The following is a 19,561-nucleotide window of genomic DNA, read 5'->3' on the forward strand; positions in this document are numbered from 1 at the left end:
TTGGTATTAAACCTTACAGGATAGAAAAGTTTCAAACTTTAATGTCCTTCGACAAGGACACCTTTAACGCGCAGTTCATCTTCTAAGGCTTTGAGTGCTTTCTTAAGGGCAGGATTTTGGTTTAAAGCCGATTTTCCACAACCAATATCCTTTGCCACTTCAATACGATTAAGCTGACCTCTGAACACGATTTGTTTAAACTCATCGTCCGTCTGCGTTGCTTTCCAGACCTCAAATGCCTCAAGGTTTTGTTGCGCTTTCTGCTGCCCACTTGCCATCAATCATCTACCTCAACCAATAGTTTGCGAAGCCCTGAGACAAAGCCTCTTGGGAATACTTCGCTATTGTACTCCATGTCTTTTACCTGACCTGCCTGAGTATATTGCCAGTCGTTCTTTTCCATGCATTCGTCAGAAATGGCATACGATAAGGCTTTTTTCTCTGATTCTGTGAGTACGCCTGATAGGGATGGCAGCACTTCCACGCTTGGCTCTGCGGTGGTTTCAAACTGGCGCACAGGGCGTTTGTCGATGGTTATATTGGCGTGTTGTTTGAGCAAATTGACTTCTTTGCGATAGCGGTTTCGCTCCGCAATGATTTGACCAAACAAGGCGCGTACCGCAGGGTCTGGGATGCGCTCTAACAGCTTATTATCCGCAGGGATAGATTTAGACCGTGAGGTGTTGGATAACGGTTTTTTGGTACTGGTATTGTACTTTGCCGCCCATGCTTCGATGAGCGTTCGGTAGTGCTTGTTACGGGTAGCACGCAAAGCCTCATACGCCAATCCGCCATTTTCAGCAGACACCCGTCCAATTTGGGTGATGGAAAAATCACGCTGACCTGATTCTGCATAGGCTTTCAGCGTGTCGTTGAGCTTATCGAGGTTTTGCTGTGTGCGCGGCACTTTACCTTCTTTCAAGTCAGCCAGAATGACATCAATATCTAATTCCATTAGTTCTCCAATAGGTTCGGTAGTGAGATACCATCTAGGTTCATGACTTTATTACTCAGAGCATGAATACCGCCAAACAATAGCTTATTGTCGGTCAGATATTCACCCGCTTCGATGTAGTTCGCCACCTTGCGGTAGCCTTCGAGCTTGTCGTCAGGATCAGCGATTTTCGCCATTTGGCGCAGCATGGCATTGGCAGCGATGAGCTGTTGTTTGTCGTCCATTTCCATGAAAACCGGCTCAAAGCCTTTTTTCATCAGCACACGGCTAAGTTGTCGAGAGCGCTTTTCTATCACAGGCGTTTTACGCAGTTCGTCCTGCAAATCAGGGTAGAATTCTGCATCGTCACAAAGCAGCGATAGGTGCAGCAACTCAGAGTCGGTTTCAATAAACTTCAAGGCATGGCTGACATCTTGCTCAGAGCCAACCGCAATTAATTTATCTTTGGTGTCATCCTCACTTCTAGCTTCTTCAACACAAATGATTTTATGGATCAGTTCAAAGCACTTTATCCAGTCTTCAGCGTATTCACTTGCTTCGACTTGCTGCTTTTCCCAGCGGCGCTGTAGGGTTTGCAGCTTATCGTGTTTGATAAACGGCTTACTTTGCTCTTCACAGAAGAACTGCTCATCTTTCAGAGCTTCCAGCTCACCTTCAATCTCAACGGATAGGTTCGTAGCCTGATGCGCCTTGTAGCTCAGTTGATTGAAGTGAGCATTAAGCGCAGGCAGGTATAGTGCTTCAGTGATAAACCAGCGGCAACGGATACAGTTTTCAGGGCCATGGGGTACACTGCTGTAGACTTTAGCGTTTGGGTTGCTAGAGTTTTTAACTAACTCACCACCATTCCAGCAACCACCAAGGGTACTGATTTCATCCGATTTCACCGCGTTGCCACCGACCAAGCATAAGCCGCATGAGCGCTCTTCCCAGCCAATCGGGTTGCAGTTAACCAGTGCCGCCTGAATGCTATCATCACTGTGATACACCATCTTGCATTGAATTTGCTCCATCGAGGCATCTTTGAGGAAGTTGCGCACAGATTGTTTGGATTTGGCATCCAGTTCACCGTGCGCCTCATTCATTTTTTCTGCCATCACAGACGGGGTAATCTTGTTGTAGTAGATGGTCATCAACAGGCGTGTATGACCCGCCAATAACTTAGATATGACAGGCAATGGTAATTGCGTGTCCATCGTATACGCCGTAATAAGAGAGACACGTAAGCTGTGTAAGGGAAAGAGTGTGGCAACCATAGCGCCTTTAGCCGTACCTTCTGGGTAATCCACAACCAGTTTTAGCCGTTCGCCATTATCTAGGGTATTACCATGTTCTGCGAGTTGGTTTTCTAGCGTCAATAGGAGTTGATACCAGAAAGACGCTATATTTGAGTCACCTGCAATTGGTTTGGATTTATCCTTACCTTTTGCTGAGGCATCCCGAAATAAGAATGCAATTTCCCCTATACTTTCTAGCTGTGTTTTCGATTTTTTCTTGCCAATGTGCTTTTTGAGCAGCGTGGTGCAATTGGTAGGTTTTGTAATCGGGTTGTATTTTTCTTGCCAGTTGCGCAGTTTTTCCAGCCAGTACAGCACTTCTTCGTTCTGCCAAGGGATGATGTAACCCAGCTCCAGTTCGTCTTTGTTCTGGTCGGCAGTTTTGTTGGTGTTGATGTATAGAGCTGTTGAATGCAGTCCTGTCATGGTGTCGTGGATTCGGCGGAAGATGCCTTTTCCGAACGGACGTTTTTCACTGCCAAGTACAAATTCATGCTTGCTGTTAAGCACCCATTGACCTTGCTCATAGCGCCATGTGTCGGCCTCTCCACTATCGAGCATACGCACCTGATAGGTACGAAGTGGCAAGTGCAACTTCATGAAAATCACCATCGCTTTGACGGGCGACCAGATTTGATGGACGGTGATTTTATTACCTTCGCGAGTCACTTCTTTGATGCGCCACACACAGTCGGGGTCGGTTTTATCAATCAGCTCTGGCTCGACTTCAAACCAGTTACTTCCTGCCTGCTGCGCCCATGCCCAGTGTTTGAAATGGCGGTAGTGATAAGCTGGAAGCAAGGATTCATCGTCCTTGAGGTTTTGCTCAATGACCGCAAGTTCGGTTTTATCAGGCAACGGGCTGAGGATTTGGCGCAAGTCCTGAATATAGCGATACGGCAAGGGGGCACGGACGGTTTCCGCCCTACTATCTTGCCGTTTGATTTTACTGAGCGGGTTTTGAGCCAGTGGCACTAGATTGCCATAGTCATCTTCTTCGGAGAACACTTTTTCAATAACAAAGTCGATGAAGTCGCAAGGATAGTTAACGCCGATTTGGATTTGTTCGTGGCTACTTTGCGTTTTTCTAACCAGTTTTTCCAACTCTTCGCTAGAGCATTTGTGTCCTTGGTAGCCCTTAAGAAACAAATCTATATTACCGATGGCATAGGGTGCATATTCAGCAATATAAGACTCAAAGAAGCGGATTAACGCACTCTGCTTGTGAGAAATACCAGTATTTTGGGGCGCCATCCACTCAGCCGCTAGCTCTTGCCATTGTTGCCACTCCGCACCGAGTGTGGTCAACATCCATGAGAAGGTTAAATCTGTTGAGCGTCCGTCTCGTTTTCTCGCCATTATTTACCTCTCAATTTTGGATGTTTGCCAGTAAAGTAGCCCTGCGGGTCTATGTCATCAAAACCAATCTCAACCAGTGCTTTCCAGTCCAGAGCTTTGACTTTGGATTTAGGGTTTGCCAGTTGCTTTGTGGCTTGGGTCAGTTCATCAGAGATTTCCTGCTGACCTTTGCCTGTGTAGGGGATTTGTGAGTCTAGGGACTTGTGGTGCATACAACGGCGTATTACCAATGGATTCAGCCCTGAACGCTCAAGTCGTCTACCGTAATTATGTCGATGTCCGTGGGGATCTAAACCTTCTGCCTTGTTCGGCTCTAAACCGATGCGCTTCAAACCGTTGGCGTAGTTATCATGGAAAGCGTTTATGGTGTAAGGATTGCCGAAGGCACTGTGATGAAATGAAATGAACGCATACGGGTGATGACAGTCGATACTGGCGCGGTACTTTTGATAATTTTTCCAAAGTGACATAAACACTTTGCCATAGTCAGTTGGAAACCATTGAACCTGTACGTAGTTATCTTTATGGTCAACCACACGGTTCTTCCAACCAAGATGAGCGGTGCCTTTCATGCGTTGGCGAGGGATACGCGCATACTTTTCTTTTAAGTACGTTTCTCTATTCTGATTTTTAGAGCGAACTTCAGGGTCACTTGGTGCTTTGCCATCGACTTCATTGTAAATTCGAACGATTGCACTATCTGGGTTATAGGTGTCTTCAAACACATCTGTCACCCAAAGCGTTAAAGCCTCACTCTCGCGTAGTCCGCCACCGTGCATAAGCAGGAGTATGAGTTTGTCCCTGAGTGCCACTCGTGGATCGCTTGCGCCACCCATGCCGTTCATATAAAAATCATCCCAATACTTTTCAGGAAAGGCGATAGCATCATCCTCGGTTTTAGTGAGTGGTGTGCGTCCCTTAATGGTTCGCGCCTTACGGATGGTTTTATTGACGGTTTTATCTTCGATATGACCGAGGAAATCATTTTGGTTTTTTCTATACCATGCAGCGTAATTGAGCCGTTGCTCATGCGGGGTAGCATCACGCAAGGGATTCATGGACGCAGTGCCGTGCTTGTTTGCCAACCAATCTGTGAATGCCGTCAATCGATGAATATGCTTATTTACGTTACTGGTTGAACTTGGCACCCAATACAAACCTGATGGGTCAAGTCCATCCTCACCAATCGTTCCTGTATACAACCGCTTAGAAAAGGTCTGAAAGAGCAACTTCGGATCATCAAACAACCCTCTATTGGCTTCCATATAATCCAGCAACAAGGACACCGCTTGAAGAAATCCATTCATGACGGAGTTACTCACACCGTCCGCCTCTAACTTGAGTAGGTAGTCCGTGACTGCACTTAACTCTCCTTGCTCAGTTAGCAAGATTGGCAGTTGGCTTTTGATACCCGTATTGTCCTCTACAATCGTCGCTCTGACTTTTACTGATGTCACACCATGTTATCCCTATACATAATATACACAAATATCACTGTATACCTACATTAAAAATTATGCAATAAAAAGGCAGATTTCTCTGCCTTAATACACAACATACACACTTTAAGTTACTGTATATAACATGATGTGGGCTTTTTAATATGGCTGGGGTACCAGGATTCGAACCTGGGAATGACGAGATCAAAACCCGTTGCCTTACCGCTTGGCGATACCCCAGTAGGTGTTACCTAACCCGGCTATTAAAACATCATGCCGAATTATAAAATTAATGGTGGCTACGACGGGATTCGAACCTGTGACCCCATCATTATGAGTGATGTGCTCTAACCAACTGAGCTACGTAGCCACTCTGTCAGGCATAGTGCCTTAAGACGCTGCGAATTATGCGGATCTGGGCGAAAGTCGTCAAGGTCTGGTTATTGTTTTTTTTGCGATTTTGCATTCATTGGCTGCAATAATCGCCATTTTGAACAATTTAACGGCAAAGCCTACCGAGTAGGTGGCGGAGAACGTTGAATGATGAGAATAAAAAAACCAGCCCGGAGGCTGGTCTAAATATCAATAGGATGGGGTCTCGACAACGCACCCTAAAGCATAACGTATGTGCGTATTAAACGTTGAAACGGAAGTGAATCACATCGCCATCTTTAACGATATATTCTTTCCCTTCCAAGCGCCATTTACCGGCATCTTTGGCGCCGTTTTCACCATTGTTAGCGATATAATCATCATAGCCAACCACTTCGGCGCGGATAAAGCCTTTTTCAAAGTCGGTATGGATTTTACCCGCCGCTTGTGGCGCGGTTGAGCCAATCGGCACTGTCCAAGCACGTACTTCTTTTACGCCTGCGGTAAAATAGGTGTGCAGAGTGAGTAGCTCGTAACCGGCGCGAATCACGCGGTTTAGGCCAGGCTCTTCAAGGCCCATCTCATTTAAGAAAGCCGCCGCTTCTTCGGCATCTAGCTCGGCAATCTCGCCTTCGATTTCCGCACACACGGCCACCACGGTTGCGTCTTCTTGGGCGGCAATTTCACGCACTTTGTCGAGGTACGGGTTGTTTTCAAAACCATCATCATTGACGTTGGCAATGTACATGGTCGGCTTAAGCGTCAAAAAGTTAAGGTATTGTACTGCTGCGGCTTCTTCTTTGCTCAGTTCGACCGAGCGCAACATCTTGCCTTCTTCTAGGACGGGGAGCAGTTTTTCAAGCACGGTGAGCTCAAATTTGGCATCTTTATCGCCACCTTTGGCTTTTTTGGCGTTGCGCTGCATCGCACGCTCACAGCTTTCAAGATCAGCCAGCGCAAGCTCGGTGTTAATCACGTCGATATCATCAGCCGGATCCACTTTACCAGCCACGTGAACGATATTGTCATTCTCAAAGCAACGTACCACATGACCAATCGCATCGGTTTCACGGATGTTCGCTAGGAACTTGTTCCCTAAACCTTCACCGCGCGATGCGCCGGCAACTAAGCCGGCGATGTCAACGAACTCCATCGTGGTGGGGAGCACTTTCTGTGGATTGACAATTTTCGCCAGCGCATCCAAGCGTAGATCAGGGACAGGGACCACGCCCGTATTGGGTTCAATCGTACAAAATGGAAAGTTAGCCGCATCAATGCCGGCCTTGGTCAGTGCATTAAACAGAGTGGATTTGCCTACGTTTGGTAGACCCACGATGCCACATTTAAAACCCATGAGATGGTAACCCTTTAATCAAAATTACTGTGCTTTGAAGGTATGTAGACGATTTTGCGCCTTGGCGAGATCATCTTTGAGCAGGATCTCGAGGCTGCGTACTGCCTCGTCAGTGGCCTGCTCTAGCAGGCTCTGCTCATTAGCGGGGGCTTTGGTAAGCACGTATCCCGCTACCTTATCCTTGTGACCCGGATGACCGATGCCTATCCGAAGCCGATAAAACGATTTGTCATTTGCAAGTTTGCTAATGGTATCACGCAGGCCATTATGGCCACCGTGTCCACCACCTTGCTTAAACTTGGCCACACCGGGTGGTAAGTCTAGCTCGTCATGCGCCACCATGATGGCGTCGACGGGAATATTGTAAAAGTTGGCCATGGCTTGCACCGCTTTACCCGACAAGTTCATGTACGTGGTCGGGATCAACACACGGAGATCGTGTCCATGTACATTGATACGGCCGGTTAAGCCGAAGAACTTTTTCTCTTCTTTTAGCGGCACGTTGTGAATACGTGCTAGCTCCTGAACGACCCAAGCACCGGCATTATGGCGCGTTTGGCTGTATTCAGGGCCTGGATTGGCCAATCCCACTAGTAAGCGGATTTGATTACTCACGACGTTTCTCGCTATCTATCTACTTATCGTAGCCGGTGAGCATCGAGCCCACGCAAAAAGGCGCCATATCCTACCATTGATATGGCTAAAGGATCGAGTCAGCCATTCAAAATGGGCAATAAAAAAACACCCTGCACAAGGGCAGGGTGTTTCTTGTCGGTCTATGACAATGCGTTAAGAATTAAACATTGCAGAGATCGACTCTTCATTACTGATACGGCGAATCGCTTCTGCCAGCATGCCCGACAGTGTTAATTGAGACACACGCCCGGTTGCTTGAATTTCGGCGCTCAATGGTGTGGAGTCAGTGACCACAATTTCATCAATGACGGACTCAGCGATATTCTTCGCTGCATCCCCCGAGAATACCGGATGCGTTGCATAGGCGAATACACGCTTAGCGCCACGGTTCTTCAGGGCTTCGGCGGCTTTACACAGGGTGCCACCGGTATCAATCATGTCATCAACAATGATGCAGTCACGGCCTTCAACGTCGCCAATCAAGTGCATGACTTGCGACACGTTAGCACGCGGACGGCGCTTATCAATGATGGCAATGTCGGTGTCATCCAATAGTTTGGCTGTCGCACGCGCTCGCACAACTCCGCCAATATCAGGAGAAACGACCACTGGGTCTTCTAAATTTTTCGCCAGCATGTCTTCAAGCAGCACAGGGGTACCGAAGATATTATCAACAGGGACGTCGAAAAAGCCTTGGATTTGTTCTGCGTGGAGGTCCACAGTGAGTACGCGGTCAACGCCAACGTTAGAAAGGAAATCTGCAATAACTTTTGCGGTGATAGGAACACGGGAGGAGCGTACGCGGCGGTCTTGACGGGCATAACCAAAGTAGGGGATAACTGCGGTTATGCGGCCAGCCGACGCACGTCGGAACGCATCTATCATCACGACCAATTCCATTAAGTTGTCATTGGTCGGTGCACAGGTAGATTGGATGACGAACACGTCACTACCGCGCACGTTCTCGTTAATCTGAACACACACTTCACCGTCAGAAAAACGGCCAACAGTGGCGTCACCCAGTGACATGTAAAGACGGTTTGCGATACGTTGGGCGAGAACGGGTGTCGCGTTACCAGCGAACAGCTTCATATCAGGCACGGTGGAAACCTCGGGTTGCATCCATTTAATAGTCACTGGCTCACAGTGTGTTGCTGTCGTGCATCGAGTTGTTGTAGCGCATCGAGTAGGGGCGATCGGTTCAACCCTCGTGCAACAAACCCTGTCAGCCAGTTAGGCATAGTGTCGAGTGTGTTCTGGGCATCATGTGCGGTATCAAACTCGGCAAACACGCACGCGCCTGTCCCAGTCATCCTAGACGGCGCATATTCTAGCAGCCACGAAACAGCCTTATCAACCTCGGGGAATTGTTTACGGGCTATCTTTTCGCAATCGTTTTCGTATTTTTGCTCCATAAGCTCAGAAACTGTGCGCTTTGGCGTACTTCTTTGCAAGTCTGGATGAGTAAAAATTGCAGCGGTGGAAATAGACACGTCAGGCTTAACCACCAAGTAATATTTCTCATCAGGGCATACAGACGTCAATTTTTCGCCAACGCCTTCCGCCAACGCCGCATGGCCGTGAATGAAAATAGGCACGTCAGCCCCCAAGCCTAAGCCAATGTTTGCCAGTGTAGTCTGGCTCACCTGGGTTTGCCATAAATGGTTCAACGCCACCAAGGTCGTGGCTGCATCTGATGAGCCTCCGCCCAGCCCGCCGCCCATGGGCAAATGTTTTTCCAGGTGAATATCTGCGCCTTGTGAGCATCCGGTATGATTTTGCAGCGCCTTGGCGGCTTTGATAATAAGATTGTCTTCCTCATTGACGCCGTCAATGGCGGGGCTAAGGTTGATCGTGCCGCTGTGATTGGGCGTAATAGCCAAGGTGTCGCCGTGATCTAAAAACTGAAACAAGGTTTGCAGTTCGTGATAACCATTAGCTTGGCGTCCATTGATATAAAGAAATAAGTTAAGTTTCGCTGGCGCTGGCCAGTAGGTTGTTTCAGTCATTATCGAGTGTCCAAGTAGAAATCATCAGTTTGATCGTTTGCTGGTCGTTACTGAGCGTGATTCGAGTTGGAAGCGCAGGCTGGGTCTCGGCGCTGTAGCCTTGATAATCGATATCCCAACCTTGTGTGTCGTCGAGAGCGGCCAAGCGGTTATCGGGGCCGAGTGAGAAGCGGTCTTGTGCGCGTGGTAGGCCAATCAACCAAGGGGCAAGCGCATCAACGGGTAAATGGGCGCCGGTCAAATAGGCGATCAAACGGGCTGGATTAGGGTCTTGGTATTGCTTGCCCTGATCATCAATCAAGGTCGCACCTTGCGCATTCATGGTTAGAGACAACAGGGTGGTTCCCAAAAAATTCGTTAGCCGCAGTGTCGATTCAGTCGGAGAATGGCGCCAGTAAAGGTTGGCAGAAAAGCGCGTATCTGGTGCGATAAAAGCCACCTTACCGCGTGCGGTATAACTGTCTATGGTCTCAAGCGATGCGCGATGCGTTTGCCATTGTGTGGTAGGAACCGGCGCCGTTGCACAGCCAGAGAGCACGGCAAAGACGACCGTCAACATACTGATTCGTATACAAGAGAAACCAGCGCGTATACAAGGGAAGCCAGTGCGCATAAAAGAGAAACCAGCGCGTATACAGGAGAAAACAGTACGTATACAGGAGAACATGAAAGCGAGTATCCTTTTATAACGTCAACAGACAGTGAACAGCATTTGGCATTACTTTGCCATAAGCGCCGAGGTGAGAGAAGTCAGTTAGGCACTTAGCCGTGCGGGAGGAAAGAATGGGTATAGTTGTTGTTGGCCAGTCTGTCATCAATCTCGTGAGGCTTCACATTTCCGCACCACGAAAATACTGCGATACAATGTTCGCTTTAATTCACGGGGGGCATCAAGTAAAATCCCCCGCTCCAATCCTTACTGGTGCTGTCGGTAACAACGCTTCATGAGCCTGTTAGTTCTCGGAATCAATCACAAAACGGCCCCCGTCGAGCTGCGGGAAAAGGTCGCCTTTTCGCCGCAACAACTGGAGCAGGCGTTAGGGCAGCTTTCCGAGCATCCGCAGGTGCGCAGCTGTGTGATTGTCTCAACCTGCAATCGCACCGAAATCTACGCCGAGTTAAATCAACCTGGTGTCGGAGTCTTAGTTGAATGGCTCACACGCTTTCATCAACTCAGTGGCGAAAGTTTGATGGCAAGCATTTATTATCACGAGGAACAATCTGCGGTGAAGCATCTGATGCGTGTTGCCTGTGGATTAGATTCTTTGGTGTTAGGTGAGCCGCAGATATTAGGTCAAGTTAAACAAGCGTACGCGAGTGCCAGTGATGCCGATATGATTTCCGGCTCGTTGGAAAAATTGTTCCACAAAACCTTTGCGGTGGCAAAACGGGTACGAACCGAGACCGAAATTGGTGGCAACGCGGTATCTGTTGCATTTGCGGCCTGTACGTTGGCCCGCCAGATTTTTGAATCCTTAGCGGACGTCACCACATTGTTGGTTGGCGCGGGAGAAACGATTGAACTGGTTGCGAGACATTTGCATGAGCATCAATGCAGCCAAATTATCTTTGCGAACCGTACGCAATCGCGCGCTCAATGTTTAGCTGAACAGTTTGATGCCAAAGTGATTGGCTTAGACGCGTTACCCGAGCAGCTTTGCCACGCCGATATCGTGATCAGTTCAACGGCGGCGCCCATGCCTTTGATTGAAAAAGCGATGGTTGAAAAAGCCTTGAAACAGCGACGCCACCAACCCATGCTGTTAATCGATATCGCGGTACCACGAGACATAGACGAGAAAGTGGGCAACTTATCGGATGCTTATTTGTACAGTGTGGATGACTTACAATCTATCGTAGAGCACAATCGAGAACAACGAAAGTTGGCCGCGATCCAAGCAGAAGCCATTGTCACTGAAGAAAGCGCCGACTTTATGCGCTGGTTACGTTCACGCGAAGCGGTAGATAGCATCAAGCAATACCGGACACAGTCCGAACACATTAAACAGGCGGAGCTGGCGCAGAGTATTCAAGCCCTTGCCAATGGGGCTGACGCAGAAAGCGTATTACGCCAGCTTAGTAACCGCCTGACCAATAAACTGATCCACCCTCCGACACAAGCGATGCAGCAGGCTGCCCAAAATGGTGAGCCCGATAAACTGGCCGTGATGCGTACGTGCTTGGGGCTGGACAGCGACAACTAACGAAGAGATTTATGAAAGCATCAATATTAGCGAAGCTAGAATCGCTGGCGGAGCGCTACGAGGAAGTACAACACCTGCTCGGAACGCCTGAAATCATTAGTGAGCAGAACAAATTTCGTGCGCTGTCGAAAGAGTACGCGCAGCTGGAAGAAGTGATCAAATGTTTTACGGCGTTTAAGCAAGCCAAAGAAGACCTCGCGGCAGCGCAAGAAATGGCCAACGAAGATGATCCTGACATGCGCGAGATGGCGCAAGAAGAAGTCGCGCAAGCCGAGCAAAGCATTGTTGCGTTGACCGATCAGCTGCAAATCTTATTGTTGCCGAAAGACCCGAACGATGACCGTAACTGCTTTTTGGAAATCCGTGCTGGAGCCGGTGGCGACGAAGCCGGGATTTTTGCGGGTGACTTGTTCCGCATGTATAGCCGTTATGCTGAGCAGCGCGGCTGGAAGTTAGAAATCATCAGTGCCAGTGAAGGGGAGCACGGCGGCTTTAAAGAAGTCATTGCCCGTGTTGCCGGAGAAGGTGCGTATGGTGTGCTTAAGTTTGAATCTGGCGGCCATCGCGTTCAGCGCGTGCCGGCCACGGAGTCACAAGGGCGCGTGCATACGTCAGCGTGTACCGTGGCGATTTTGCCTGAAGTGCCAGAAACGGAAGCCCCTGAAATTAATCCGGCCGACTTGAAAGTTGACACCTTCCGAGCCTCAGGAGCGGGCGGGCAGCACGTCAACACCACGGACTCTGCGATTCGCATTACTCACTTGCCGACCGGCACTGTGGTGGAATGCCAAGATGAGCGTTCACAACATAAAAACCGCGCCAAAGCCATGTCAGTACTGGCAGCACGTTTGATTAAAGCGGAAGAAGAAAAACGCGCCGCTGAGGAAGCCTCAACCCGTCGTAACCTGCTTGGCTCGGGCGATCGTTCCGATCGGATTCGGACTTATAACTATCCGCAAGGTCGCGTCTCCGATCATCGCATTAACTTAACCTTGTATCGTTTAGACGATGTGATGCAAGGGGATCTCGATAGCTTAGTGGATCCTGTGATTCAAGAACACCAAGCTGACCAACTTGCCGCCTTGTCTGAGCAGCAATAATGACAGCGACGATCAGCGCATTATTGGCCGATAGCACCACAGAGCTGGCCGCATTATCCGGTGGCTCAGCGGGCATTGATGTCAAAGCCTTGCTCTGCCATGTGTTAGCGCAACCTACCAGCTATCTCTACACCTGGCCCGAGCGCAAACTCACCGCGGCACAACTGGCGCAATTTCGTCAGCTGTTTGCCCGCCGGCTGCAAGGAGAGCCGATTGCATACATTCTCGGCTACCGTGACTTTTGGACCCTGAGACTGAATGTGTCGCCAGCGACGTTGATCCCGCGTCCAGAAACCGAACTCTTGGTAGAACAGGCGTTAGCGCTTCTGCCAGCGACCCCTTGTCGGGTGTTAGACTTAGGCACCGGCACGGGAGCGGTGGCATTAGCCATTGCCAGTGAGCGCCCCGATATCACCGTTGTGGGCGTTGATTTGATGCCAGAAGCAGTGATGCTGGCAAGCCGAAACGCGGATGCGCATCAAATTAACAACGTCCACTTTATTCAAAGTGACTGGTTTAAGGCGTTAAGCGACATGCATCGGTTTGATCTGATTGTCAGTAATCCGCCTTACATCGATGAGACGGATCCGCATCTGCAACAAGGGGATGTTCGTTTTGAGCCCATGAGTGCGCTGGTGGCTGAAGACAGTGGGTTGGCAGATATTCGTTATATTGGTCAATCCGCCCCCGATTACTTAGCCGCCTCTGGCTGGTTGATGGTCGAACACGGCTACAACCAGGGAGAAGCGGTGCGTCGTGTATGGAAAGAAGCGGGTTGGCACAATCTCCAAACCCAACAAGATTACGCTGGGCTCGATAGAATCACCTTGGCACAGCGACGTTAATTGAGACTGACAGGAAGCAGGAATCATTATGATCTACATGGCCCTCAAGCACACCCACTTACTGACCGTGGTATTAAGCCTCTCTTTATTCGTGATCCGTTTCGTCTGGGTGATGCGTGATAGCGAGATGATGAACAAAAAATGGGTCAAGGTCACGCCGCACGTGGTCGACACCTTGTTATTGACCACCGGTGTCGCATTGATTTTTGTCACCGGTTTTATACCGTTTACAGAGTCTGGTGCGTGGTTAACCGAAAAGCTGACCTGTGTACTGGCTTACATTGCATTAGGCTTTGTTGCTTTACACTACAGCCGCGGCAAACTGTTCCGGACACTGGCGTTTTTTGGTGCATTAGGGTGGGCCTATGCCGCCGCTAACTTAGCACTGATTAAAGTTCCACACCTCATGGGATAAATATGATGCCATTAACCGATCAACAATTAGATTCGCTAACACTGGCAGAAGGGGCTATCAGCCTCAACCATGCCATTGACGCGTCGATCGACGCTCATCAAGTGAAGGCCTCTCTCGATCGTCTCGCGGATGAAGCGGAGCATCAGCTCGGCGCCGAGCCCGATATGGCGCTGCGTCTTGAGGGATTATGCCGTCTTTTTTATCACCAATGGCAGTTTAAAGGCGATATCGAACAGTACTTTTCTTCCGATAATGTCTTTTTGGATAAAGTCTTAGCGCGTAAAACCGGGATCCCCGCTTCACTGGGGGCAGTGTTTTTATACCTCTGTGAGCGCTTATCTTTACCCGTTCAACCCATCGCTTTTCCCAGTCAATTAGTGTTGAGAATTGATCAACTGGATAACGCTCCTGTGTTCATTAACCCCTTCAATGGCGAACGTGTGAGCCAACGTACTTTACGCGGCTGGTTAAAAGGGAGCCAAGGGCCGCTGGCGGAGCTTGAAGATTCACACTTATTGCCGAGCGACAATCCAACCATTATTGGTCGTTGGCTGACGGTGGCCAAAAGTGCTTTATTACGCGAAGAAAAGTACGCCCTGGCACTGCGTTGTAGTGAGCTTGCGTTGACCTTTAGCCCAGACGATCCTTACGAAATTCGTGATCGTGGCTATATTTTTCAGCAGTTGGATTGCGATCGCGTAGCGGCGACCGACTATGAATATTTTATTGAGCAGTGTCCGGACGATCCGGCCGCTGAGCTGTTAAAAATGCAAGTGAAAGCGCTTAACGAAGAGCAACCGACGTTACATTAATGCGTGTTAACGCATGATAAAGGATACCCCTATGACGCAAAAAACCGTCCATATTGGCGATACACCTGTTGCGAATGATCGCCCGTTCACCTTGTTTGCTGGCATGAATGTGCTGGAGTCACGTGATTTAGCGATGCAAATTTGTGAGCATTACGTCAAAGTGACTGACAAACTTGGCATTCCTTACGTCTTTAAAGCGTCGTTTGATAAGGCGAATCGCTCCTCGGTGCACTCTTATCGTGGCCCAGGGATGGAAGAAGGGTTAAAGATTTTTGAAGAGCTCAAGCGTACCTTTGGCGTCAAAGTGATCACCGATATTCATGAGCAATACCAAGCTGCGCCCGTGGCGGAAGTCGCCGACGTGATTCAGTTACCGGCGTTTTTGGCTCGCCAGACCGATTTGGTCGAAACCATGGCCAAAACTGATGCGGTGATTAACGTGAAAAAGCCTCAATTTATGAGCCCGGGGCAAGTGGGCAACATTGTTGATAAATTTGCTGAGTGCGGCAACGAGAAGGTGATTTTGTGTGAGCGTGGTAGCTGCCATGGTTACGATAACCTGGTCGTCGATATGCTGGGTTTTGATGTGATGAAAAAAGCCTCAAACGGTAGCCCAATTATTTTTGATGTCACCCACGCGCTCCAGTGCCGCGATCCGCAAGGCGCTGCATCCGGCGGCCGTCGTCAGCAAACCGTTGATTTAGCACGTGCAGGTCTAGGCACTAAAATTGCCGGCTTGTTTATCGAAGCGCACCCAGACCCAGATAATGCCCGTTGTGATGGCCCCTCAGCCCTGCCGCTGAATAAACTCGAGCCTTTCCTCGCGCAAATGAAAGCCCTGGATGATGTGATTAAAAACTTTGCAGAGATTGATATTCGCTAATTGGCGAATGACCGAGACCCAGAAAGCTGCCTATTGGCAGCTTTTTTTATTCGCGGCTTGCGGTCACGCCTTCACGGCGAGCGGTCGCCTATTAGTCGATACGTGTAGCACTTACACCTTGTTGCATGTCTTCATTTAGGCGCGTCACTAAATAGTCAATTAGAGTGCGGAGTCGTTTGGGCATCAAGGTACGATTAGCATACACCAAGCTAATGGGGACAGTGGGCATTTGGCAGTCAGTGAATAATTGCATCAAGCTGCCTGATTCAAAGTGGGGACGACACAAAAACGTGGGTAAAACTGCAATGCCTAAACCATCAAGGCAGGCCTGTAACGAGGCAGTAATGGTGTTAACCCGCAGTCGATAGGGCAGATCGATGTTAAAAACGTCTCCTTCTTCGTCATGCAACTCCCAAGACAGCAGCTTGACTGCTTGGTTATACACTTTGACTTGGCGGTGTGGTGGACGAAGATCTGAGGGAGCCGTGACAGTGCCTGTTTCAGCCAAATAAGCCGGACTGGCTGCCACAACTCGAGTCGCATTGGTCAGTAGCCGAGAAACGAGGTTTGAGTCTTTGCGTGTCCCCACTTGCGCGTAGAGATCAATGCCTTCACCAATAATGTCGACTTCACGGTTACTCATCTCAAGGTGCACGCGAATATGCGGATGCAGCTTGATGAATTCGTTGATGTACGGCCCCAATACCTGATGGCCGAGCTCTACGGGCATCACCACATTCAAATCCCCTTGGATCAATTCTTGGTGAGCGGTGATTTCAACTTCCGCCTGCTCCATGATGTCTTTCGCCAACAGGCACGATTGGTAAAAGCGCTCGCCCTCCGCGGTCAGCTTTAAGCTGCGCGTGGAGCGCGTGATCAAACGCACACCTAGATTGCGCTCAAGATCAGAGACTTTTCGACTGACCGTCGATTTTGTCATTCCCAGTGCCTCAGCCGCTTGCGTGAAACTGCCTAATTCCACCACTTTCACCAAGATAGCGAGCGCATTGAAGTCCAACATCCTTCCTCTAATTAAGTTTATTTTTGCAACAGTGTTTTTGATTATAGCGCGATTATTAATTAATACGATTGGTTTACAATTCGAAATACTTTGCTTGGTATTGATTTAACTAACATTAGTGAGACCTCATGACAGCCTCAACCGCTTCGAAACGCATTAAAGCGCCGCTATTGGCGACCTTGATATTCCTCGTGATTGGTGTGCTTGGCGCCGGGTACTGGTGGATGGAGGGGCAGTACCATGTCTCGACCGATAACGCCTACCTAAAAGGGGATATCGTCACCATCAGTCCCAAAGTCGCTGGCTATATCGTTGCCCGATATGTCGACGATAACCAGTTTGTAAAAGCCGGGACCTTACTGGCCGAAATTGACGATCGCGATTATCGCACCGCGGTCTCACAAGCTAAAGCAGCACTCGCCTCGGCAAGCGCTAGTGTCGAGCATCTGCACGCACAACAAACCTTGCAGAACAGTAAGATCCGTCAAGCCGCGAGTCAGATGGCATCCGCGCAAGCCGAGTACGATCGTGCCAAGCAGCAAGTGGCCCGTACCCAGCGTTTAATCGCGCAACATTATTCCTCTGAAGATGAACTGGATGCCCAACTTGCGCAGCAAAAAGTACGACTCGCCCAGTTGGAACAAGCTAAAGCCGCGCATCATGCCGCCAGTGACCAATTAGCTGTATTAGCCAGTGAGCTGAAACAAGCCCAAGCTGCGATTGATGATGCCACCGCTAAGCTGACACAAGCGCAGCTTAACTTGGATGACACCCGCCTTTATGCGCCTGTTGATGGGGTGATTGGTAAACGGAGTTTGCGCGTTGGCATGCTGGTTCAGCCGGGTATGCCGTTAGTCAGCTTGGTGCCTCAAGGGAAGGTGTGGGTTGAAGCGAATTTTAAAGAAACACAGATCGCGCATATCCAGCCGGGGCAATCGGTGGATATTGAAGTGGACGCGTTTCCCGGACAAGCACTACATGGCGTGATCGATAGCTTCTCGCCAGCCACGGGCGCACAGTTTGCGCTGCTGCCCCCTGAAAATGCCACGGGGAACTTTACGAAAATTGTTCAGCGGGTGCCGATTAAAGTCCGGATCCCTGATCAGCCACTTAAAGCCAAGTTATTGCCAGGGTTATCCGTGATTGCAACGGTAGATACACGAGGCTGAAGATGACCGCGACTACGTTAACGGCTGATGCCTACAGCGAGCAGGTGCCGCTCAAAAACTGGATTGCTCTCTTGGGTGGGTTGATTGGGGCCTTTATGGCCATTCTCGACATTCAAATCACCAATGCATCGCTAAAAGATATTCAAGGGGCGCTGTCGGCGACCTTGGACGAAAGCTCGTGGATCTCGACGTCCTATCTGGTGGCAGAGATGATTGCGATCCCGCTCAGTGGTTGGTTGTCGCGGGCGCTGGGCGTACGGCGCTATCTGACATGGACTACTGCGGTGTTTACGCTTTCGTCTTTTTTATGCTCACTGTCTTGGAATATGAGCGCGATGATCGTGTTTCGAGCGATGCAAGGCTTTAGCGGTGGCGCGCTGATCCCATTGGCTTTCTCGCTGGTGGTGCAACTGTTACCCGCCAACAAACAGGCGATTGGTATGGCGATGTTCGGTGTCACGGCGACGTTTGCGCCTGCCATTGGACCGACCTTTGGTGGCTGGCTGACGGAAAATCTGTCGTGGCACTATATTTTCTACATCAATATTCCACCAGCAATGCTGGTGATAGCCATGATCCGCTACGGACTTGAGGATACGCCGTTATCATTGTCATTGCTGAAAAAGGCCGATTGGGTCGGAATTGCCACTATGGCGTTAGGTCTCGGCTGCTTAGAAGTGGTTCTTGAAGAGGGCAATCGTGAAGATTGGTTTGGCTCGTCATTTATTATCACGCTCAGTGCGATTTCCGTGGTGAACATTGTCTACTTTGTGATTAACGAGCTGCAGCACCCCCGTCCACTGGTGAACTTGCGGCTACTGAAAGACAAGCAATTTGCCTTATCCTGCTTTGCCTATTTAATTTTGGGTATGGCCTTACTGGGCTCGATTTACGTGTTGCCGTTGTATCTCACCCAGATCCAACACTACAACGCGATGCAAATTGGCCAAGTACTGATGTGGATGGGGTTGCCTCAGTTGTTCCTCTTTCCGCTCGTGCCTAAGTTAATGCGCGTGTTTCGCCCAACCCACATGGTGACATTTGGCTTTGTAATGTTTGGGCTAAGTTGTTACGTCAACACACACATGACCGTCGATTTTGGTGGTCAGCAGCTGGTTTTATCCATGATCCTGCGTGCCATTGGTAGTCCATTTATTATGGTGCCTTTGTCGATAGTGGCACTGAAGCATATCCAGCGTGATGACACGCCAGATGCCTCCTCACTCACCAATGTGATGCGTAATTTGGGCGGTGCGTTTAGCATTGCCATGATAGCGACCTTGCTAGATAACCAAACACGCTTGCACTTGGCGAACATCAAAGCCACCTTGTCCACAGTGAGCGAGCAAGGTTGGCAGCGTTTGCACCAACAAACAGATTGGTTTATCGCCACAGGCAGTGATGCCACCACCGCGTTGCATCAAGCACAAGCCAGCGTGCTGAATGTGATGCAACGTGACGCCGCCATCATGGCGTACAACGATGCCTTTATGGTGATGACCGGCTTCTTAGCATTGGCAGCCGTGGTGATCCTCTCGCTCGAAGACTAACCCCCGCTCGATAGTCACAACGCAAAATGGGAGCGGTGTACCGCCGCTTCCTTCGCTATCCTTCCTGATAAGTCCAAGTAGCTCGACCGACAAACAGCGTTGTCCGATGTATTCGGCTATTGTCGCTGTCTTTTCGTCTGCCACAGTGTCACTTGTTTGGG

Annotated in this window: 18 protein-coding genes and 2 tRNA genes; 8 read left to right on the forward strand and 12 right to left on the reverse strand. The window is 49.5% G+C overall.

The genetic code is table 11. The features are described 5' to 3' along the window. Nucleotides 1-38: 38 nt before the first annotated feature. The 11 genes from BZG76_RS02605 to lolB all read right to left on the reverse strand — a co-directional run bounded on the left by BZG76_RS02605 (nucleotide 39) and on the right by lolB (nucleotide 9,960). Complete coding sequence (locus BZG76_RS02605; protein WP_241824031.1) at nucleotides 39-278, reverse strand: VPA1267 family protein; 240 nt, start codon at nucleotides 276-278, stop codon at nucleotides 39-41. After that, nucleotides 278-955: a gamma-mobile-trio protein GmtX gene (gmtX, locus tag BZG76_RS02610; RefSeq protein ID WP_077460054.1), complete on the reverse strand. Its 678-nt coding sequence runs from the start codon at nucleotides 953-955 to the stop codon at nucleotides 278-280. The genes BZG76_RS02605 and gmtX overlap by 1 nt, the downstream gene beginning before the upstream one ends. Then, a complete protein-coding gene (gene gmtZ, locus BZG76_RS02615; RefSeq protein ID WP_077460055.1) occupies nucleotides 955-3,591 on the reverse strand; it encodes a gamma-mobile-trio integrase GmtZ in 2,637 nt (878 codons plus the stop codon). Before gmtZ ends, gmtX begins: the two co-directional genes overlap by 1 nt. Next, entirely contained in the window at nucleotides 3,591-5,048 is a 1,458-nt protein-coding gene (gmtY, locus tag BZG76_RS02620; RefSeq protein ID WP_077460056.1) for a gamma-mobile-trio recombinase GmtY, read from the reverse strand. The genes gmtZ and gmtY overlap by 1 nt, the downstream gene beginning before the upstream one ends. Before the next feature lie 147 nt (nucleotides 5,049-5,195). After that, a tRNA-Gln gene (locus BZG76_RS02625) sits at nucleotides 5,196-5,270 on the reverse strand. 53 nt (nucleotides 5,271-5,323) lie between these two features. Further along, nucleotides 5,324-5,400 (reverse strand) — tRNA-Met (locus tag BZG76_RS02630). Nucleotides 5,401-5,664: 264 nt separating this feature from the next. Then, the gene (gene ychF, locus BZG76_RS02635) at nucleotides 5,665-6,756 is read right to left on the reverse strand and encodes a redox-regulated ATPase YchF (RefSeq protein ID WP_077460057.1); all 1,092 of its coding nucleotides are present in this window, start codon (nucleotides 6,754-6,756) and stop codon (nucleotides 5,665-5,667) included. Nucleotides 6,757-6,780: 24 nt separating this feature from the next. Next, on the reverse strand, nucleotides 6,781-7,371 hold the full coding sequence (pth, locus tag BZG76_RS02640) for an aminoacyl-tRNA hydrolase (protein ID WP_077460058.1): 591 nt from the start codon (nucleotides 7,369-7,371) through the stop codon (nucleotides 6,781-6,783). A gap of 174 nt (nucleotides 7,372-7,545) precedes the next feature. Then, nucleotides 7,546-8,493, reverse strand: coding sequence for a ribose-phosphate pyrophosphokinase (locus BZG76_RS02645; protein ID WP_025673291.1), 948 nt, complete (start codon nucleotides 8,491-8,493; stop codon nucleotides 7,546-7,548). A gap of 32 nt (nucleotides 8,494-8,525) precedes the next feature. Beyond that, on the reverse strand, nucleotides 8,526-9,401 hold the full coding sequence (gene ispE, locus BZG76_RS02650; RefSeq protein ID WP_443216256.1) for a 4-(cytidine 5'-diphospho)-2-C-methyl-D-erythritol kinase: 876 nt from the start codon (nucleotides 9,399-9,401) through the stop codon (nucleotides 8,526-8,528). Continuing rightward, entirely contained in the window at nucleotides 9,394-9,960 is a 567-nt protein-coding gene (gene lolB / locus BZG76_RS02655; protein WP_158011311.1) for a lipoprotein insertase outer membrane protein LolB, read from the reverse strand. Before lolB ends, ispE begins: the two co-directional genes overlap by 8 nt. 385 nt (nucleotides 9,961-10,345) lie before the next feature. Here lolB and hemA point away from each other — a divergent pair, with 385 nt between their 5' ends. Genes hemA through kdsA form a run of 6 tightly spaced genes read left to right on the forward strand, consistent with a single transcriptional unit; the run spans nucleotide 10,346 to nucleotide 15,660 of the window. Continuing rightward, nucleotides 10,346-11,605, forward strand: a complete 1,260-nt coding sequence (gene hemA / locus BZG76_RS02660; protein ID WP_077460061.1) for a glutamyl-tRNA reductase — start codon at nucleotides 10,346-10,348, stop codon at nucleotides 11,603-11,605. Between the two features lie 11 nt (nucleotides 11,606-11,616). Further along, nucleotides 11,617-12,705, forward strand: coding sequence for a peptide chain release factor 1 (gene prfA / locus BZG76_RS02665; RefSeq protein ID WP_077460062.1), 1,089 nt, complete (start codon nucleotides 11,617-11,619; stop codon nucleotides 12,703-12,705). Beyond that, a complete protein-coding gene (prmC, locus tag BZG76_RS02670) occupies nucleotides 12,705-13,550 on the forward strand; it encodes a peptide chain release factor N(5)-glutamine methyltransferase (RefSeq protein WP_077460063.1) in 846 nt (281 codons plus the stop codon). The genes prfA and prmC overlap by 1 nt, the downstream gene beginning before the upstream one ends. Before the next feature lie 31 nt (nucleotides 13,551-13,581). Continuing rightward, nucleotides 13,582-13,965: a SirB2 family protein gene (locus tag BZG76_RS02675; RefSeq protein ID WP_025673295.1), complete on the forward strand. Its 384-nt coding sequence runs from the start codon at nucleotides 13,582-13,584 to the stop codon at nucleotides 13,963-13,965. Nucleotides 13,966-13,967: 2 nt separating this feature from the next. Then, nucleotides 13,968-14,777 carry a SirB1 family protein gene (locus tag BZG76_RS02680; RefSeq protein ID WP_025744492.1) on the forward strand — a complete coding sequence of 270 codons (810 nt, stop codon included), beginning with the start codon at nucleotides 13,968-13,970 and terminating at the stop codon, nucleotides 14,775-14,777. Nucleotides 14,778-14,808: 31 nt separating this feature from the next. Further along, on the forward strand, nucleotides 14,809-15,660 hold the full coding sequence (gene kdsA, locus BZG76_RS02685; RefSeq protein ID WP_077460064.1) for a 3-deoxy-8-phosphooctulonate synthase: 852 nt from the start codon (nucleotides 14,809-14,811) through the stop codon (nucleotides 15,658-15,660). Nucleotides 15,661-15,751: 91 nt separating this feature from the next. Here kdsA and BZG76_RS02690 read toward each other — a convergent pair whose 3' ends face one another. Beyond that, nucleotides 15,752-16,678, reverse strand: coding sequence for a LysR family transcriptional regulator (locus BZG76_RS02690; RefSeq protein WP_077460235.1), 927 nt, complete (start codon nucleotides 16,676-16,678; stop codon nucleotides 15,752-15,754). Between the two features lie 131 nt (nucleotides 16,679-16,809). Between BZG76_RS02690 and BZG76_RS02695 the strand changes: the two genes are divergently transcribed. Then, nucleotides 16,810-17,850 carry an HlyD family secretion protein gene (locus BZG76_RS02695; RefSeq protein WP_077460065.1) on the forward strand — a complete coding sequence of 347 codons (1,041 nt, stop codon included), beginning with the start codon at nucleotides 16,810-16,812 and terminating at the stop codon, nucleotides 17,848-17,850. Between the two features lie 2 nt (nucleotides 17,851-17,852). Then, nucleotides 17,853-19,400, forward strand: a complete 1,548-nt coding sequence (locus tag BZG76_RS02700) for a DHA2 family efflux MFS transporter permease subunit (protein ID WP_077460066.1) — start codon at nucleotides 17,853-17,855, stop codon at nucleotides 19,398-19,400. Nucleotides 19,401-19,561 lie beyond the last annotated feature (161 nt).

It is taken from the genome of Salinivibrio sp. AR647 (assembly GCF_001995415.1).
In the GTDB taxonomy this organism is placed as follows: Bacteria; Pseudomonadota; Gammaproteobacteria; order Enterobacterales; family Vibrionaceae; genus Salinivibrio; species Salinivibrio costicola.

Excerpts from the sequence above, each read along its gene's own strand:
- ispE (WP_443216256.1), bottom strand. The coding sequence starts at position 9,401 with ATGACTGAAACAACCTACTGGCCAGCGCCAGCGAAACTTAACTTATTT.
- prfA (WP_077460062.1), top strand. The coding sequence starts at position 11,617 with ATGAAAGCATCAATATTAGCGAAGCTAGAATCGCTGGCGGAGCGCTAC.
- gmtX (WP_077460054.1), bottom strand. The coding sequence starts at position 955 with ATGGAATTAGATATTGATGTCATTCTGGCTGACTTGAAAGAAGGTAAA.
- BZG76_RS02695 (WP_077460065.1), top strand. The coding sequence starts at position 16,810 with ATGACAGCCTCAACCGCTTCGAAACGCATTAAAGCGCCGCTATTGGCG.
- hemA (WP_077460061.1), top strand. The coding sequence starts at position 10,346 with ATGAGCCTGTTAGTTCTCGGAATCAATCACAAAACGGCCCCCGTCGAG.
- BZG76_RS02700 (WP_077460066.1), top strand. The coding sequence starts at position 17,853 with ATGACCGCGACTACGTTAACGGCTGATGCCTACAGCGAGCAGGTGCCG.
- BZG76_RS02605 (WP_241824031.1), bottom strand. The coding sequence starts at position 278 with ATGGCAAGTGGGCAGCAGAAAGCGCAACAAAACCTTGAGGCATTTGAG.
- prmC (WP_077460063.1), top strand. The coding sequence starts at position 12,705 with ATGACAGCGACGATCAGCGCATTATTGGCCGATAGCACCACAGAGCTG.
- BZG76_RS02680 (WP_025744492.1), top strand. The coding sequence starts at position 13,968 with ATGATGCCATTAACCGATCAACAATTAGATTCGCTAACACTGGCAGAA.
- lolB (WP_158011311.1), bottom strand. The coding sequence starts at position 9,960 with ATGTTGACGGTCGTCTTTGCCGTGCTCTCTGGCTGTGCAACGGCGCCG.
- gmtZ (WP_077460055.1), bottom strand. The coding sequence starts at position 3,591 with ATGGCGAGAAAACGAGACGGACGCTCAACAGATTTAACCTTCTCATGG.
- kdsA (WP_077460064.1), top strand. The coding sequence starts at position 14,809 with ATGACGCAAAAAACCGTCCATATTGGCGATACACCTGTTGCGAATGAT.
- ychF (WP_077460057.1), bottom strand. The coding sequence starts at position 6,756 with ATGGGTTTTAAATGTGGCATCGTGGGTCTACCAAACGTAGGCAAATCC.